The following is a 16177-nucleotide window of genomic DNA, read 5'->3' as shown; positions in this document are numbered from 1 at the left end:
TTTCCACGACTGCGATCGCGTCGCCTTAGGATTGCGGCGATTATCGGCGCCCTCGCATTAGCGGTGGGCACCGTCGCGACGACGACAGCCGTGCTGTCAGCAGGCCCAGCCAATGCGGCTAGCCCGGTCGGTTGCGGATATGCCTCCAATGGTCCTTCAGCCTCCACGTTGTGCTGGCTGGACATGGCTTCGTACAACGACAGCACTGCCCGGTCCGCTTCTGGACAGGCGATGTCCGTGTCTCTTCCTGGTGGATACACGTTCACGTACACGATCAAGACGTCGACCCCTGCCGGTTACAACTCCATAGCTACTCGGGCGACCACGGTCCCGACCTATGGCGGCGCCTACATGGGCAACGTTGCTTACGTGGGAACCCCGGGCAGCCCTGCTCTTGGCTATGCGATCGGGACGAATGTTGCCGCTACCTTCCAGTTGAGCAACCTCACGGTCAAAGACTCCTCTGGTGCGGTGGTGCACGGCTGGGGCATCGTCGCTGCTGACGCCGAGGCAACGGGCATCAACAGTTCTGGCCGCGAGTCGATGATCTACAACTCGGATGTCACATTGAGTCGAATCGACGTTCCCTCCGCTTCCTGGCCCGCTTGCACCGGCGGTTTGACTGGGGTGGGCACGGCGAACGTCACGTGCACTGGCGGTCTCGCCGGAACCGGTGGCAACGGCGCGCTCGCATTGCAGGCGGATCAGCCGTCACAGATCGCGGTCACGGTGGCTGACCCCGGTTCCGGTGCAGAGGATGCCGCCTTCGCGTTCGTGACGTCGAAGCTGACCCTGAACAAGACGGTGAACGGTCGCGTCAACGCATCCGACTCCTTCGACACCTCGATCACCTCCCCAGAGGGAACAACGCTGGCCACGGCCAGCACCGGAACCTCGAACTCCTCCACCACAGGCTCGACAACTGTTCTTCCGTCGACTTCTGGGCCGTTCGTTCTAGGAGAGCAATCGACGACGGGGACGTCCACTGTTCTAAGCAACTACACCCAGACCTGGGCGTGTACTAACGCGACCACCGCTAGCACGACCGTGCTTCCCTCCGGGGGCGGGACGAGCGTGGCCCTGACCCCTGCCCCTGGCGATGACGTCACCTGCACGGTCACCAACACGGCGAAGACGACGGCCCTGAGCGTGGTGAAGCACGCCGGCACTCCAGATGATGTGAATGGTGACGGTCTTGTGGACGCCGGCGACACCATCCAGTACACCTTCACCGTCACCAATAATGGGCAATTGACGATGAGCAATGTCGGTGTCGTTGATCCGAAGGCCGGCAAGGTTAGTTGCCCAAGCTTGACGCTGGCGCCTGGAGCTTCCGAAGAGTGCAGCGCAGACAAGGTGTACACCATTACTGATCTCGACGTCACGGGTGGTGCCGTCGACAACAGCGCTACCGCGAACGGAACGCCACCGGGAAGCACCGTGCCGGTAACCTCCCTCGCGTCCGCGACGCATACCCCGACGACGGCGCCCGCCCCTGGCCTGAGCGTGGTGAAGTCGGCGGACCCGTCGGATGCTGCCGCGTACAACCCGGGTCAGGTGATCACGTATCACTTCGCGGTGACGAACACCGGGAATGTGACGATGAACAACATCACCATTCCGGAGGACACGTTCACAGGCACTGGGGGAGCGCCGAGCGTTTCATGTCCGTCGACGACGTTGGATCCTGGCGCCCAGGTGGTGTGCACCGCGACCTACACGCTGACGTCCGAGGACGTGAATGCGGGTTCGGTGACGAATACTGCGACTGTGCATGGTACGCCGCAGGGATCGAGCACTGACGGAGCGTTCGGCTCCTCGACGGTGACGATCCCGGAGATTCCGGCGCCGGCGTTGACGGTGGTGAAGTCGGCCAGCCCGGACACGGTGACCGCTGCTGGTGAGGTGGTGACGTATTCGTTCGTGGTGACGAATACCGGGAATGTGACGATCACGAATCCGAAGGTGCATGACACCGGTTTCACGGGTACGGGTGGTTTGTCTGATGCCGATATTGAGTGCCCTGAGACGTCGTTGGTGGCAGGTCAGGTGGAGACCTGCACTGTCCCGTACACGGTGACGCAGGCCGATGTGGATGCTGGCACGATCACGAACAGTGCGAACGTGACGGGCACGACTCCCGACGGTGGGGGCTACCTCTCCCCGCCGTCTCCGACCGCGACGGTGACGATCGACCAAATCCCTGCGCTGTCGATTGTGAAGACGGCGAATGTGCAGGCGGCTGAGGTGGGTCAGCAGCTCACGTACACGTTCACGGTGACGAACACGGGGAATGTGACGGTCACGGATCCGCAGGTGGCGGACACCGGGTTCACTGGGCACGGCACGACCTTGTCAGCACTCGACTGCCCTGTTGACGTTGTCCTGCCTCCGGGTCAGGTGGAGACCTGCACCGCCACCTACACGGTGGTGCAGGCCGACGTTGATGCTGGTTCGATCAGCAACGCCGCCACGGTGAGCGGTACCACGGTGGGGGGTGACTCTGTTCCGCAGGTGACCTCCGACCCGGTGGTGGTGTCCACGAGTCCGCATCCGGCTTTGTCGTTGGTGAAGTCGGCCAGCGCTCAGCGGGTGACGACGGTGGGTCAGGTGGTGACGTATACGTTCGCGGTGACGAATACCGGGAACGTGGACATTAGTGATCCGAAGGTGAATGAGGGGACGTTCACCGGTCACGGCACCCTGTCCGCGGTGACCTGCCCGGGTGACAGTGTGCTGCCGCCTGGTCAGATGATCAGTTGCACGGCCACGTACACGGTGGTGGCTGCTGATCTTGCTGATGGTGGCAACCTGTCGAACACGGCCACCGTCACAGGCACTCTGCCGGGTGGGGACCTGCTGACCTCGGACCCGTCCACCGCAATGGTGAAGGAAGTCGCCCCAGCGACACCGGCCGCTGCTCTGGCCTCAACGGGTAGTGACCTGTGGGCTGCCGGGTTGGTCGGCCTCGGCCTCCTGGTGCTCGGTCTGCTCGCCGCTGCCGCGGCCTGGATGCAGCGCCGCCGCACCACCTGATAACAACCCGAATGGAAAGCGGGTCGGCACCTCACGGGAGCCGACCCGCTTTCGCCTGATCGACGCTGGTAGCGACTATCGCCGGGACTCAGTTGCGCTCCCCTGCGCCGAAGAACCGGGAGAGCGCCTCGGCCAGCTCGGCGGGCGCCTCCTCCGCGACGTGGTGACCCGAGTCGATGCCGTGCCCCGTCACATCCTCGGCCCAGGCTCGCCAGATGGTCAGAGGATCACCGAACAGCTGCTCGAGGTCGTCCCGCAACGACCACAGCACGAGCAGCGGAACGGAGAGCCGTCGACCGACCGCACGGTCGGCCTCCTCGTCCGCGCGATCGACGGTCAGGCCGGCCCGATAGTCCTCGAGCATGGCCCGCACGACCTCGGGTCGATGCACCGCCTCACTACGCTCGGCGTAGTTCTCCGCTCCCATGCTCTCCGGGGTGCCCCGGTACCAGGCATCCGGGTCCGCGTTGATGACGCGTTCGGGCGTCTCCGGCTGCGCGAAGAAGAACCAGTGGTACCACTGGGTCGCGAGCTCCGGAGTTATGCGGTCGAGGTGTTCGACGATCGGCAGACAGTCGAGCAACGCGACACGTCTCACGCGCTCGGGATGATCCATCGCGAGACGGAACGCGACGTAGCTGCCCCTGTCATGGCCAGCGAGCAAGAAGCTGTCGTGCCCCAACTCCCGCATCACGGTCAGGATGTCGTTTGCCATCGCGCGCTTGGACGCCTGGGAATGATCGGCCCGCGGCGGCGGCGCGGAGGATCGCCCGTAGCCACGCAGATCGGGAACGATGACCGAGAATCCGTGGTCCACGAGCAGGGGCGCCACCCTGTGCCACGTCGCTCCCGTGCGCGGATGCCCGTGCAGCAGCACCACAGGCGGCCCGTCGCCGCCGCGTCGAACGTGGATGACAGCCTCACCGGTCGGAATGTCGAACGTCTCGAAACCCTCGAACACGTCGGCAACCGTAGCAACCCCTACTTGATGGCGAGAAGGATGCCTAGCGTCGGCTTCGTGAGTACGAAGAACACGAGCACGAACGACGCGAGCACGAAGAGCACCGACCCTGGCGACACCCAGCTGAATGGCCCACGGCTAAGCGACTCGGACGAGACGAAGCCCGCCCAGCAGGTGGCGGCGGAGTCGGGTGCCGCGCACACGCTGGGGCACGGCACCTCTGGCGGCGACGACTACACCGCGATCAACCCTGGCGGAACCTCGGTCGACGAGGCATCCGGTGCGGGCGAGCGCAACCAGGCGAATCCGTAAGCGCCCAGCACGTCGCCGTGCCAGCCCTCGGCCAGAAGAGTGGTGGTGCGCATCGGCAGGCGCACGGGCTGCGGCCTCGGGCTCAGGTTGTGCAGGGTGATGACATTGCCTGCGGTGAGCGCGAGCACGCTCGGGGCATCCTGAAGCGCGAGCCTGCCGGCCACCCGGCTGCTCAGACCGGCCTCCCCGTGCAGCTTCGCGAGGCATTTCGCCAGTGAGAGGTTCGAGTGGTCGTCGCCGGCCTGAGCGCGGGCGTTGACGCGCAAGAAGGAGTACGGGCCCGACCGCTGGGCCGGGAGCACGATGGATGCGTCGTCGCGGTCGCTGAATCCACCCGCCGGTCCGTCGGTCCACTGCATGGTCGGACGCCCGGAGTCACGGCCGGGCACCGAGAGATCGTCGCCTATGCCCAGTTCCTGGCCCTGAAGGAGAAGCGGCACGCCGGGCAAGGCCGCGAGCAGGCTCATCGTCATGCGTAAACGCTCCGGAGAGCCCATCATCGCCGTCCAGCCGCGACGCAGCCCGCGACCGTACAGCAGCATGTCGTGATCGGGGCCGAACACGGCGAAGACCTCACGGCGTTCCTCGTCGGTGAGCTGCTCGAGGTCGAGTTCGTCGGCGTTCCGCATGAAGTTCACGCGCGCTGCGGGCTGCACAGTGGCATCCAGCCGATCGAGTTCGGCGTAGATGGGTTCCGGCCTCTCGCGGGCGAGGGCCAGGAACACGCTGTTGTTCACGGCGAAATCGAGCACAGCATCCATCTCCCCGTGCACGAGCGGGGAAAGCGCCTCTGGCGGCAGGTCGGCCTCGCCGATCAACAACGCATCGTTCCGCACCTCTGCAAGGCGCTCACGCAGGCGCGCGAAGAACGCTTTCTCGTCGACGCGCGTGCCGGCCGTCGGCTTGGGTGTGAGCGCCGGAATGGCGGCGTCGAGACGGAAGCCGTCTACACCGCGACGCAGCCAGGTCTTGGCGATGCTCGCGATCTCCTCGAAGACGGCCGGATTCGCCAGGTTGAGGTCTGGCTGGAACTTGTAGAACTGGTGGTGGTACCAGCCCTTCGCGGATTCGTCGTAGGTCCAGACGGCATCCTCTTCGCCGGGGAAGACGTTTATGTCGTTCGGCACCGCGATCGGCTCGTCGGCCCACACGTAGTAGTTGCCGCACCTCGAGGTGCGGTCTTGGCGAGCCTCCTGGAACCAGCGATGGCGGTCGGAGGTGTGGTGAACCACGAGATCGATGAGCACCGAGATGCCGCGGCGGTGGCACTCCTGCACCAGTAGGTCGAAATCCTCGAGGTCGCCGAATCGCGGGTCGACGGTTTCATGGTCGTCGACGTCGTAGCCGTTGTCACGGCGGGCGCTCGGGTAGAAGGGGAGCAACCAGATCCACGAGACGCCGAGATCGGCGATGTAGTCGAGGTGCTCGATCACTCCGCGCAGGTCGCCGATGCCATCGGCGTTCGAATCCCGGAACCGCGGAACGTCCACCCCGTACACGTAGCCGTCGGGCGGCCAAACGTTCTCGCTCATCGGTGGTCACCGCCATTGGCGAGGGCGTCGAGGTGCCGTCGTTCGGCCGGTGGGCGCCATGCGCGAGTCGCGAGAAGCACGGGACGCTTCGCGCGCCTCTCGTCAAGGCCTCGACCGGCCCTGTGGGCAGACCCGAAGCTTGTTCCATGCGCCGAATCATCTATGCCGGAACGTCCTTCTACACGGGTGACACCATCGCCGAGGCCCTGATGGATTACGCGCGCGTGCTGGCCTCGAAGAGCCGAGCCGACGCCGTGTTCATTCCGGGGCGCCTGCCGACCGGTGAAGTCGACAAGGTCGAGGTGCTCATCGGACCGGCAAGCCAATTGGTGAGCGAACCGGTCGAAGACCTCGGCCCGGATCTCGTGGATGCCGGAGCCGTCGCCGATCTGCGTGATCGCACTCAACGCGTGGAGCGGATGTCCATCCGCGACTGAAAGAGCGCCCGATCTCGGGCGCCTCGCGGGCCCCGGTCTCCTCGTCGATCGGGTCTCGAGCGTATGGCTGATATTCGGCGAAGGCATCAGCGTGACAGTAGGCGTAAGGCGCGGCGAGTCTCGACGCCTTGACAAGGCATCCGGAATGTTTCGGGTGCGGCGGGTGTCGGCCGGTGAGATCATCGCTGCATGGGCTTCTTGCTGTACGGCAGTTGTTCCCGTTACCGCTTCGACGATCGAACACTGTCTCATCTGAAGATCGCGATCACGGCGAAGCTCCGCCTTCAAGAATGCTTCCTGCTCAGCTGGCGCGTGCCCCCCAAAGACGGCAGCGGGCGAGTCAGCATCTGGCTGGGCCCGGGGATTCCATTGGAGTTCGTGTTCAACGACACCACCCCCGCACAGCTGAATCGCCTGTGGCTCGAGGCGCTCGCCCGCTCTTCGCACGGACTGCGGGGCATGATCGTGCTCGATGAGGCCGACGCGGAGGTCGTCGGCCGCGGCGAACTGGAGGACCTCGAAGTGCAGCGGCGCATCCTGGCAGCGCTCGACGACGTGACCGGGCCGCTACCGCCCCGCGACGCCTGATGTGGGGGGCGTCCTTCCGTCGCCGACACGCCGTGAGCCGTCGCGCATCCGGGGGGAAGCGACTTAGCGTGAGCAAATGGATGACATCGAGCCGACGCCAGAGCAATTGCTCGCCGCGCTGGATGCCAGCGAGCTCGTCGAGTCCGTCGCCGCGCTGACCGAATCCCAGCGCAACGACCTGCTCGAAAGGGTCGCACTTCTCGTCGGCGCCAACCGCTCGCTGAGCGTCGACGAGTTCCGCGGAGAGCTCACAGACATCCTCGATTCGGGACCCACCTTCCATGCCGTGCTTCACGGCGGGCAGTTCGACGGACAGGTGATGGAGCTCGACCCCAAGGACTTCGACGCCGACATGATCTGCGCCGCGGTCGACGAGACGGATGCCGACGAAGGCGCGGCAGCGCAGGCATCCGCTCTGCCCTCGCTCTACCGCGTCAGCTCGGGGGAACCGGCACCTGGCGCGACCGTGCACTACCAGTTCGGCGGTCTGGTCTCTGTAGACGCGGATGCCTGAATGCCTCGGCTCCCAGGGACGTGGGAGCCGGAATCCCCTAGTGTGAACGCGTGGCAGCAACCAGGGGGCGGCGGCGAGGCGAGCCTGCGCGACGCCGTGGAAACGAGGGGTCGACGGATGCCGTCGACCCCGTCGAGTTGACCGCTCCCGCTTCTCGCGCCGAACTGCGCGGGCGTCGCGTCGTCGCCACAGCTGCATCGAGGCCGTTGCGCGCGATCGCGAGGCACGGCCGACTGCACCGCAGGCCGTGGGCCACGTTCGGCAAGGTCGTGGCATCCGTCGCCGTTGTCGCCGTCGTGAGCGTGCTCGGCATCGGCGGGGTGGCGGCCGCGAATCTGGTGTCTGACGTGAAGCCCTCTGTGCATCTGGTCGGGGAGGAGAAGCTCGGCCCGATTCCCGACATCGGGGCGCTCGACGGGGGCGTGAACATCCTTCTCGCGGCGAGCGACACCCGCACCGGGCAGGGCGACGCGTGGGGGACCATCGATGACAGCTCGGGCGCGGGACTCAACGACGTCACCATGCTCGTGCACCTCTCGCAGGACCACACGCACGCGGTCGTCGTGAGCTTTCCGCGCGACCTGATCCTGAAGATCCCGCAGTGCCCTGACGGCAAAGGCGGATGGAACAGCGCCATGTCGGCGCAGCCGCTGAACACCACGCTCTCTGACGGCGGAGTTGCCTGCACGGTACTGACCATCGAGCAGCTGACCGGGTTGCAGATCCCGTTCGCCGGCGTCGTCGACTTCGAGGGCGTCGTGGCCATGTCGAACGCCGTTGGGGGTGTGCCGGTCTGCATCACGGGCGGCGGCATCCACGACGAACACACCAGCCTCGACCTGCCCGACGGCACGTCTGTGTTGCAGGGGATGCAGGCCGCGGAGTTCTTGCGCACGCGCTACGGGGTGGGCGACGGATCCGATCTGGGACGCATCAGCAACACGCAGGTATTCCTGTCGTCGCTCGTGCGCACGGTGATGACGAAGACCACGCTCTCCAACCCCGTCAAGGTGTGGGGGCTCGTCAAGGCGGCGCAGCAGCACATCCAGTGGTCGGACTCGCTGAAGAACGTGACGACGCTGTATCAGATCGCCATGGCCGCGAAGGACCTCAAGTACCAGAACATCGTGTTCGTGCAGTACCCGGTGGGCAGCGACTCCAACGATCCGGGCAAGGTGGTCGCCGATCACGAGTCCGCAGACACGCTCATGCAGGCGATCAAGAACGATCAGCCGGTGCAGTTGACCGGCGGCACCGGGGTGGGGGCCGTGAACTCGACGGATGCCTCCGGCTCGGGCGCAGCATCCTCCGGCGGCGACGGGAGCGGCGATTCGAGCAGCACCGGGGCAAGCGGCGGGACGCCCACGGCGTCCGGGTCTGCGGCGCCCAGCACCCCTGTCGCGCTGCCCGAGGACGTCAAGGGTCAGACGGCCGCGACGCAGACCTGCTCGAAGGGCAACAACTGACCGAGGCGAGAGCAGAGTGAGCTCGCTCACTCTGCCGAGCCGATGGAAGTTGTCGAGCGGCGAAGCCGCGAACACAACTGACAGCAGTTGTTTGCGCACGCCGCGAGCACAACTGACAGTCGCCCGCCGAGGTCTGAGCCCCCTACACTCGGGACTCGTGTCCTTGATCAAGCACGCCACCCGTGCGCCGGTCGCCCCTCGATATGTGCTGGTGCTGCTCTACGTCGGCTTCATCTGCGGTGGGGGAGCCATCGGCGGACTCGCGCTGAGCATCCTCACGCCGATCGACGACGACCCGGCGACCGCAGTGGCTCTCGGCGCCATCATCGGCCTGTTCTCCGGGCTCATCGCCGCATCGGGAGTGCACGGGGCGCTGACCATGCGTGGCGGCTGGTGGAGCCTCATCCCCGGCGTCGGCGTCGGCACAGCCATGTTCGGATTCGTGGCGGCCGCCGAGGTCGGAAGCGTCTGGCTCTGGATCGGCGCGGCCGGCTTCGTGTTGGCACTCGTCGGGTTCTACCTGCTCGGCATGGTCAGCAAGACTATTCCGCGCAGCACGGTGGAGTCCTACGGAAGCCCCGCCAGCCTGATCGCCGGCGTCGTGCTGCTGGTCGTCGGGATCGCGAGCGACTCGATGCTCGCGTTCATCCTGGGTCTCGGATTCTCCACCGTCGGGGCGACGATTCTCATCACGCGTCTCGTGCTCGCGCGTGCGGCCCGGGCTGCTGCGCGGGAGTCGGAGCAGCGCTGATGGCGACCGCGCGATTCGCGAAGCTCGTTAGAGCATCCGTGCGTGCTAGCTACAACACCGGGCCGGCTAACACAGCGGGCCGGCTAACACAGCGGGCCGGCTAGAACAGCGTCAGCTCGGCCTCGTCGAGCGCGCCCTCGAGACCGAGCAGAAACCGCTTGCGCTCCAGCCCACCCGCGTAGCCCGTGAGCGTTCCGTTCGCGCCGACGACCCTGTGACACGGCACCGCGATCGACAGCGGGTTGTGTCCGACTGCCTGCCCGACCATGCGGGCGAGCCTGCGATCGCCTAGCTCTTCCGCGATCTGTCCGTAGGTGAGCGTCTCGCCGTAAGGAATGCCGCGCAGGATGCCCCACACCCGCTGCTCGAACTCGCTCCCGTCCGCGCGCATCGCGAAGTCGAGGGACGTACGTTCGCCGGTCAGGTAGTCCCGAAGCTGGGCGACAGCGACGGCCATCACGGGATCGGATGCGGCGGCGACCTCCGGCCCGAATGCCGAACGGTCGGGCTTCGTCCAGTGGCCTGGGTAGTAGATGCCGGTGACGGCGTCCTTATCAGCGACGATGGTGACCTCGCCGATGTGCTCCGAGATCTGCGGCGCCGTGACGATGGCGTGACGCGTGCCCATGCTGTACTCCTCACGTTCGTTCTCTTCATACTGCAGACGCTCCACCGTGCCGGAACGTGAGGTGTGCAGTCGCGAAAAGTGTTGGCAAACGTCGACGTACGCGACAGTTTGCGCGACCCGAACTGCGCGACCCAGGTCGCTGGGTAGAGTCGCGACGTGGTGCAGGCATCCGTTTCGTTCTGGTATTCGCAGGTGCCGGTCCCCGAACCCCGTCCTTCGCTCGACAACGACCTGCAGGCGGACGTCTGCATTGTGGGTGCCGGGTTCACCGGGCTGTGGACCGCCTACTACCTCAAGAAGACGCAACCCTCGCTGAGGGTGGTCGTGCTCGAGCAGCGATTCGCCGGGTACGGGGCGTCCGGGCGCAATGGCGGATGGCTGACCAACTCCGTCACGGGCGGCCGCGAGCAGTACGTGAAGACGCACGGCCGCCAGGGTGCGCAAGCCATGCAGTCTGCGATGACGGCGAGCGTGCACGAGGTGATCCGCGCGGCGGAGACGGAGGGCATCGACGCCGACATCGCGCTAGGCGGAGAGCTCAACGTTGCGCGCAACAGGGCTCAACTCGCCAGGCTGCACGAGTGGGCCGATGGCGAGGCCGAGTGGCGGGATGCCGACGCACGCCTGCTCGACGCGGGTGAGGCATCCGCTCGCATCGCCGTCTCGAACACCATGGGCGGACTGTGGCAGCCGCACTGTGCTCGCATCCAGCCGGCCAAGCTCGTTCGCGGGCTCGCCACCGTGGTCGAGGCGCTCGGCGTCGAGCTGTACGAGGGCACGCGGGTGACCGCGATCGAGCCTCGGGGCGTCGGGCGCGCGGCTCGCGCAGTGACGACTCGTGGCGCCGTGTACGCCGACGTCGTGGTGCGCGCGACGGAAGGCTTCACGGCACGGATGCCTGGCGCGCACCGCGCGTGGGTCCCCCTGAACTCGTCGCTCATCGTCACCGAGTTGCTCAGCGGCGCGCAGTGGGATGCCATCGGCTGGGTCGGTCGCGAAACCCTCGGCGACCTCGCCCACGTGTACATGTACGCGCAGCGCACGGCGGACGGACGCATCGCCTTCGGAGGTCGAGGCGTGCCGTACCACTTCGGCTCGCGGTTCGATGCTGACGGTTCCACGCCCGAGGTCACCGTGCGGTCACTGCGCGAGCTGCTCGTTCGGTTCTTTCCGGTGCTGGGCAACGTGCGGGTCGAACGCGCATGGTCGGGCGTGCTCGGGGTGCCGCGGGACTGGTCGGCGACGGTCGGGTTGGATCGGGCATCCGGGCTCGCGTGGGCTGGGGGATACGTCGGCACAGGCGTGACCGCCACGAACCTCGCCGGACGCACCCTGACCGACCTCGTGCTCGAGCGCGACACCGAGCTGACGACGCTGCCCTGGGTGGGGCACCGGGTGCGCAAGTGGGAGATCGAGCCGCTGCGCTTCGTCGCGGTCAACGGGCTGTACCGGGCGTACGGCATGGCCGACCGGCTCGAGGACGGCGGCAGGACGCGCACGTCCGCGATCGCGCGCGTCGCCGACTCGGTGTCGGGGCACCGGTAGCGCACGGCCGCTATCGCGGTCGCGGACTGGCTGTCGGTACCGGACCGCGGGTTCGCTGCGGGGGACTTGTGTTGGTGCCGGACCGCGGACTACTCCTCACTATGGGCCAGCGCCATACGCTGACGGCATGGGATTCGATGCAGCATTCGACCTCGTCACGTCGTGGGTGGACTCCGGCCGCATACCCGGCGCGGTGTTCGGGGTGCTCGACGCGGCATCCACCGAGTCCGAGGTGCGAGCAGTCGGCCTTGCGCAGCGCGAGCCGGAGCGGCCGATGACGACGGCCACATGGTTCGACCTCGCGTCGCTGACGAAGGTGATCTTCACGACGCCGCGCATTTTGCATGCCGCAGCCGCAGGCATCCTCGACCTCGACGGCCCCATCACGCAGGTGCTGCACGAGTTGCGCCAGTTCGACCTGGATGCCTGGCAGCGACGCATCACCCCGCGCGACTGTCTCACCCACGCCAGCGGGTTGCCGGCGACGTGGCCGATCTACACGTACGGCACCGATCCCGACCAGTTGCGAGCGTTCGTGATCCAGCGCGATTGGCCGCACGGCGACCCCGTCTACTCCGACCTCAACTACATGCTGCTCGGTTTCGTGCTCGAGCGCCTGGCGGATGCCCGCATCCGCGACCTCGACCCCGGTGCGGGTTTCGCGTGGTCCGCGGATCCGACCGAGGCGGCCGCGACCGAGTACTGCCCGTGGCGCCGACGGATGCTCGTGGGCACCGTTCACGATGAGAACGCCGCCGCACTGCAGGGGGCCGGACATGCTGGGTTGTTCGGCACCGCGGCATCCGTGCTCGGCTTCGCTCGCGGGCTGCTCGACGGCACGGCGGCCTCGCCGCAGTCGATCGAGCTGATGCGCACGCCGGTCGGGCCGCAGCGCACGTACGGGTGGGAGCATCCGTACGACGGATGGTCGGGCGGGGATGCCTGCAGCCCGCACACGATCGGCCACACCGGCTTCACCGGCACCGGCCTCTGGATCGACTTCGATTCCGGACGCGCGTGGACGCTGCTCACGAACCGCGTGCATCCCACCCGCTGGTCGGACAGCGGCGTCATCGAGCTGCGCCGCCGGGTCGCCGACGCCCTCTACGCCTGAGCCCCACCGGCCGCCCCGCACCCTACCCCTACCCACGGCCGCCCCGCACCCTACCCCCACCGCCGACCGCACCTTACCCCCGCCGCCGGCCCGATCAGGCCACGCGGCACACCGCCACCGGCCGCCCCAGCCGCACCAGGCCGCACCCGGCTCCGCCCCAGGCTCCGCCCCAACCCTTGGCCCCACCGAAAACAGCAGAGATCGCGCTCTCGCACTGAGAACAGCAGGTTTCCTGCTGTTCTCAGTGCTTCCTGCTGTTTTCGTGACGGGGTCGCAGGGTCTGACGGGGTCGCAGGGTCTGACGGGGTCGCAGGGTCTGACGGGGTCGCAGGGTCTGACGGGGTCGCAGGGTCTGACGGGGTGGCGGGTCTGGGACCATGGATCCATGGCTGAACCCACCGAGCCCATCGAGGTCGGAGCGCTGGCGATCAATATCGTGGTGCCCCAGGAACTGCGCTGGCGCGACGACCGGCGCGGCGAAGAGTTCGAGCTGGAGAGCATCACGGTACGGCTTCTGCCCGACGGGGGTCTCGCCGCAAAGGCCTACGGACGTCCGGTAGCCGGCGGCCGCGGCGCCTATGTCTCGTTCCGCGTTCCGGACCGGCCCGAGCTCGTCGCCCTGATCGCCCAGGGCGCCGACCGCGCGGCCGAACTCTGGGCCGCACACGGCACGCTCTGACCCCATACCGCCCGCCCGCCGTGCCGCCGTCAAACGACGGCGGTCCGGCAGCCCAGCACGCGCCGCAGCGAAAACAGCAGAGATCGCGCTCTCGCGCCGAGAACAGCAGATTTCCTGCTGTTCTCGGTGCTTCCTGCTGTTTTCGTGACGGCCGGGGCCCGGGCGCAACGGCCCCGCGGCCGGCCGGGCCCGGGGGAGCCCCGTCCGCGCCCGAGCTCCGCGCCCGCTACAGCGCCTCGAGCACGATCGCCGCGCCTTGCCCGCCGCCTCCGCACAGTCCCGCGGCGCCGACGCTGCCGGCGCCTGCCTGCTGCAGTCGCCGCGCGAGGTGTCCCACGATGCGGGCGCCCGACGCACCGAGCGGATGCCCGAGCGCGATCGCCCCTCCGTCGGCGTTGACGATGGCGGGGTCGAGTCCCAGCTCCCGAGTCGAGTGCACCGATACGGCGGCGAACGCCTCGTTGATCTCCACGGCAGCCAGAGCGGATGCCTCCACGCCCGCCTTGCGCAGCGCCGTCGCGATCGCGTTCGACGGCTGCGAATGCAGCGACGTATCGGGACCGGCCACGAACGACTGCGACACGATGCGCGCGAGCGGTCGCACGGAGAGCTCGACGTCGTCGGCGACGATGATGAGTGCCGCGGCGCCATCGGTGATCTGCGACGAGTTTCCGGCCGTGATCGTGCCGTTATTGGCGAACGCCGGACGCAGTGCGGCGAGCGTCTCGGCCGTCGTCTCCACGCGCACGCCGTCGTCGGACGAGTACTTCGTCGCGCCCTTGCGCGACGCCACCTCGTACGGCTCGATCTCGCCCGCGACGAAGTCCGCGGATGCCGCGAGTCGCTGATGCGAGGATGCCGCGTAGGCATCCTGTTCCTCGCGCGTGATGCCGAGCTTGGTGTTGTACTCCTCGGTCGAGGCGCCCATGGAGACGTGCTGGAAGGCATCCGTCAGACCGTCGAGCTCGAGCGTGTCGATGAGTTCGACGGCGCCGTACTTCTGCCCGACGCGGGAACCCGACCACGCGTGCGGCGCAAGCGACATCGACTCCTGGCCGACGACCGCGACGATGTCGGCGTCGCCGTCTTCGATGAGCTTGGCCGCCGCCGCGATCGCGAGCGTGCCCGACAGACACACGGCGTTAAGAGTGATCGCAGGCACGGTCATCGGGATGCCCGCCTTCACCGCCGCCTGACGCGCCGGGTTCTGCCCCGCGGCGGCCTGGATGACCTGCGCGCCCTGCACGATGTCCACCTGCTCGGGGCCGATGGCGGCGCGCGACAGTGCGGCCCGCAGCGCGTGGGCTCCGAGTTCGGCAGCCGGGATCGAGGCGAAGCCGCCGTTGAAGCGAAGGAATGGTGTGCGCGCGTACGAAGCGATGAGTGCCGCGCGGCCTGTCGTATTCGTCATTGAATGTCCTCGTGGGAGACGGATGCTGGGTGCCCCGCACAGTGCTCTCGGCATGCGTGCTCGTGACACGACGGTGTGCGCGGCATTCGTTTCGAGGATAACCGGATGCCCTCTGCCCGCGCCGTGGCATCCTCGAACGCGTGGATACCTCGGGCGAGAGCGTCGCCAGCATCGTCGGGAATCTCGTCGTACTCGCGCTCTTCGTGAACGTGGGTATCCGGATGCTTCCGTCGGCCCGCCCCTTCCCCTGGCCGGCTCTCGTGCTCGTGGTGCTCATCGGAGTGCCGTCGGTGCTTCAGACCTGGGTGCCCCAGATCACGGATGCCCTCGCGCGCGACCCGCACGCAACGCTCGCCCGCGGCGAGTGGTGGCGTATCGCCACAGCGCTCGCCGCCCAGGACGGCGGGCTCGTGGCCGCGGCATTCAACCTCGTCGTGGTCGCGCTCGCGCTGATGCTGGGCACCTGGATCTGGGGCCCGTTGCTCGCAACCGCGCTCTACCTGGTGCCGTCGATCGTGCTCAACCTGCTGGCCGTCATCGTGTGGCATACGCCGGGCGGCGGCAGTTCGTTCGCGAACGACGGCCTGATCTTCACCGTGTTCGCGCTCGCGCTGCTGATCGGCACGAAGGATGCCAGGCATCCGTCCCCGAGACCAGCGGTCGTCGTGCGCGCCTGCGCCGGTGCCGCCACCGTCGTTGCGATCGTGCTGGTGGTCGCAGGCGATGCTCACGGCGTAGCGATGCTGCTCGGGCTGGCGCTGGGATTCGGTGCCGGGTTCCTCTGGCGCCGCATCGGCGTGCTCAGGCCGAGAAGGCGGTCTGCTGCAGGATGAGGCCGTTGCCGTCCGGGTCGCTCAGCTGCGCGTACTGGCCCCACGGTGCACGTTCGACACCGGTGTCGAACGCGACGCCCGCGTTCGTGAGCCGGTCGATGTCGGCGCCGAGGTCATCCGTCTCCAGTACGAGACCGCGAACCGTGCCGGCGGGCATGCTGTCGAACCAGGTGACGAGCGTGATCGACGTCTCGGCGCCGGGCGGTACGACCTGGATCCAGCGCTGATCCTCGCCCATCATCGTGTCGGAGACGAGTGTGAACCCGAGCGTGTCCACGTAGAACTCGCGCGCGCGATCCGGATCTGAGACGGGGATGGAGAAGAGCTGAACCTTGGTGATGGCCATGCGGCGAGGCTACGCCGACCGGCC

General features: G+C 67.4%; 16 protein-coding genes. 11 read left to right on the top strand and 5 right to left on the bottom strand.

Annotated elements, in window-relative coordinates:
* Positions 1–237: 237 nt before the first annotated feature.
* A complete protein-coding gene (locus ACO2Q7_RS14670; RefSeq protein WP_423356441.1) occupies positions 238–3036 on the top strand; it encodes a DUF7507 domain-containing protein in 2799 nt (932 codons plus the stop codon).
* 88 nt (positions 3037–3124) lie between these two features.
* Here the strand turns inward: ACO2Q7_RS14670 and ACO2Q7_RS14665 are convergent, their stop codons facing one another.
* Positions 3125–3997: an alpha/beta hydrolase gene (locus tag ACO2Q7_RS14665; protein ID WP_423356440.1), complete on the bottom strand. Its 873-nt coding sequence runs from the start codon at positions 3995–3997 to the stop codon at positions 3125–3127.
* 57 nt (positions 3998–4054) lie between these two features.
* Here ACO2Q7_RS14665 and ACO2Q7_RS14660 point away from each other — a divergent pair, with 57 nt between their 5' ends.
* Positions 4055–4309: a hypothetical protein gene (locus tag ACO2Q7_RS14660; protein WP_423356439.1), complete on the top strand. Its 255-nt coding sequence runs from the start codon at positions 4055–4057 to the stop codon at positions 4307–4309.
* On the opposite strand, the gene ACO2Q7_RS14655 is transcribed toward ACO2Q7_RS14660, so the two are convergent.
* Positions 4231–5841, bottom strand: coding sequence for an alpha-amylase family glycosyl hydrolase (locus ACO2Q7_RS14655; protein WP_423356438.1), 1611 nt, complete (start codon positions 5839–5841; stop codon positions 4231–4233). The two genes, ACO2Q7_RS14660 and ACO2Q7_RS14655, sit on opposite strands and share 79 nt — an antisense overlap.
* A 146-nt stretch (positions 5842–5987) precedes the next feature.
* Between ACO2Q7_RS14655 and ACO2Q7_RS14650 the strand changes: the two genes are divergently transcribed.
* From ACO2Q7_RS14650 to ACO2Q7_RS14630, 5 genes are all read left to right on the top strand, one after another.
* Positions 5988–6278 carry a hypothetical protein gene (locus ACO2Q7_RS14650; protein WP_423356437.1) on the top strand — a complete coding sequence of 97 codons (291 nt, stop codon included), beginning with the start codon at positions 5988–5990 and terminating at the stop codon, positions 6276–6278.
* Between the two features lie 189 nt (positions 6279–6467).
* A complete protein-coding gene (locus tag ACO2Q7_RS14645; protein WP_423356436.1) occupies positions 6468–6866 on the top strand; it encodes a hypothetical protein in 399 nt (132 codons plus the stop codon).
* Between the two features lie 76 nt (positions 6867–6942).
* Positions 6943–7380, top strand: coding sequence for a hypothetical protein (locus tag ACO2Q7_RS14640; protein WP_423356435.1), 438 nt, complete (start codon positions 6943–6945; stop codon positions 7378–7380).
* A 50-nt stretch (positions 7381–7430) separates the two neighbouring features.
* A complete protein-coding gene (locus ACO2Q7_RS14635) occupies positions 7431–8846 on the top strand; it encodes an LCP family protein (protein ID WP_423356434.1) in 1416 nt (471 codons plus the stop codon).
* Positions 8847–9003: 157 nt separating this feature from the next.
* Positions 9004–9597 carry a hypothetical protein gene (locus ACO2Q7_RS14630; RefSeq protein WP_423356433.1) on the top strand — a complete coding sequence of 198 codons (594 nt, stop codon included), beginning with the start codon at positions 9004–9006 and terminating at the stop codon, positions 9595–9597.
* Between the two features lie 100 nt (positions 9598–9697).
* Here the strand turns inward: ACO2Q7_RS14630 and ACO2Q7_RS14625 are convergent, their stop codons facing one another.
* Positions 9698–10225 carry a methylated-DNA--[protein]-cysteine S-methyltransferase gene (locus ACO2Q7_RS14625; protein WP_423356432.1) on the bottom strand — a complete coding sequence of 176 codons (528 nt, stop codon included), beginning with the start codon at positions 10223–10225 and terminating at the stop codon, positions 9698–9700.
* 156 nt (positions 10226–10381) lie between these two features.
* Here ACO2Q7_RS14625 and ACO2Q7_RS14620 point away from each other — a divergent pair, with 156 nt between their 5' ends.
* The 3 genes from ACO2Q7_RS14620 (at position 10382) to ACO2Q7_RS14610 (ending at position 13563) form a co-directional block, all read left to right on the top strand.
* The gene (locus ACO2Q7_RS14620) at positions 10382–11770 is read left to right on the top strand and encodes an NAD(P)/FAD-dependent oxidoreductase (protein WP_423356431.1); all 1389 of its coding nucleotides are present in this window, start codon (positions 10382–10384) and stop codon (positions 11768–11770) included.
* Between the two features lie 127 nt (positions 11771–11897).
* Positions 11898–12884, top strand: coding sequence for a serine hydrolase domain-containing protein (locus tag ACO2Q7_RS14615; RefSeq protein WP_423356430.1), 987 nt, complete (start codon positions 11898–11900; stop codon positions 12882–12884).
* 385 nt (positions 12885–13269) lie between these two features.
* Entirely contained in the window at positions 13270–13563 is a 294-nt protein-coding gene (locus tag ACO2Q7_RS14610; RefSeq protein ID WP_423356429.1) for a hypothetical protein, read from the top strand.
* A gap of 226 nt (positions 13564–13789) precedes the next feature.
* Here the strand turns inward: ACO2Q7_RS14610 and ACO2Q7_RS14605 are convergent, their stop codons facing one another.
* Positions 13790–14974: an acetyl-CoA C-acyltransferase gene (locus tag ACO2Q7_RS14605; RefSeq protein ID WP_423356428.1), complete on the bottom strand. Its 1185-nt coding sequence runs from the start codon at positions 14972–14974 to the stop codon at positions 13790–13792.
* A gap of 140 nt (positions 14975–15114) precedes the next feature.
* On the opposite strand from ACO2Q7_RS14605, the gene ACO2Q7_RS14600 reads away from it, so the two are divergent.
* Positions 15115–15807: a hypothetical protein gene (locus ACO2Q7_RS14600; protein ID WP_423356427.1), complete on the top strand. Its 693-nt coding sequence runs from the start codon at positions 15115–15117 to the stop codon at positions 15805–15807.
* On the opposite strand, the gene ACO2Q7_RS14595 is transcribed toward ACO2Q7_RS14600, so the two are convergent.
* Entirely contained in the window at positions 15776–16153 is a 378-nt protein-coding gene (locus ACO2Q7_RS14595) for a VOC family protein (RefSeq protein ID WP_423356426.1), read from the bottom strand. The genes ACO2Q7_RS14600 and ACO2Q7_RS14595 overlap by 32 nt on opposite strands.
* Positions 16154–16177 lie beyond the last annotated feature (24 nt).

Source organism: Rathayibacter sp. KR2-224 (genome assembly GCF_049446075.1).
GTDB lineage: Bacteria > Actinomycetota > Actinomycetes > Actinomycetales > Microbacteriaceae > Humibacter.
Note: the sequence above shows the minus strand (reverse complement) of the source record. Positions and strands in the feature narration are given on the sequence as shown.

Excerpts from the sequence above, each read along its gene's own strand:
- ACO2Q7_RS14655 (WP_423356438.1), bottom strand. The coding sequence starts at position 5,841 with ATGAGCGAGAACGTTTGGCCGCCCGACGGCTACGTGTACGGGGTGGAC.
- ACO2Q7_RS14650 (WP_423356437.1), top strand. The coding sequence starts at position 5,988 with ATGCGCCGAATCATCTATGCCGGAACGTCCTTCTACACGGGTGACACC.
- ACO2Q7_RS14645 (WP_423356436.1), top strand. The coding sequence starts at position 6,468 with ATGGGCTTCTTGCTGTACGGCAGTTGTTCCCGTTACCGCTTCGACGAT.
- ACO2Q7_RS14640 (WP_423356435.1), top strand. The coding sequence starts at position 6,943 with ATGGATGACATCGAGCCGACGCCAGAGCAATTGCTCGCCGCGCTGGAT.
- ACO2Q7_RS14625 (WP_423356432.1), bottom strand. The coding sequence starts at position 10,225 with ATGGGCACGCGTCACGCCATCGTCACGGCGCCGCAGATCTCGGAGCAC.
- ACO2Q7_RS14615 (WP_423356430.1), top strand. The coding sequence starts at position 11,898 with ATGGGATTCGATGCAGCATTCGACCTCGTCACGTCGTGGGTGGACTCC.
- ACO2Q7_RS14610 (WP_423356429.1), top strand. The coding sequence starts at position 13,270 with ATGGCTGAACCCACCGAGCCCATCGAGGTCGGAGCGCTGGCGATCAAT.
- ACO2Q7_RS14605 (WP_423356428.1), bottom strand. The coding sequence starts at position 14,974 with ATGACGAATACGACAGGCCGCGCGGCACTCATCGCTTCGTACGCGCGC.
- ACO2Q7_RS14595 (WP_423356426.1), bottom strand. The coding sequence starts at position 16,153 with ATGGCCATCACCAAGGTTCAGCTCTTCTCCATCCCCGTCTCAGATCCG.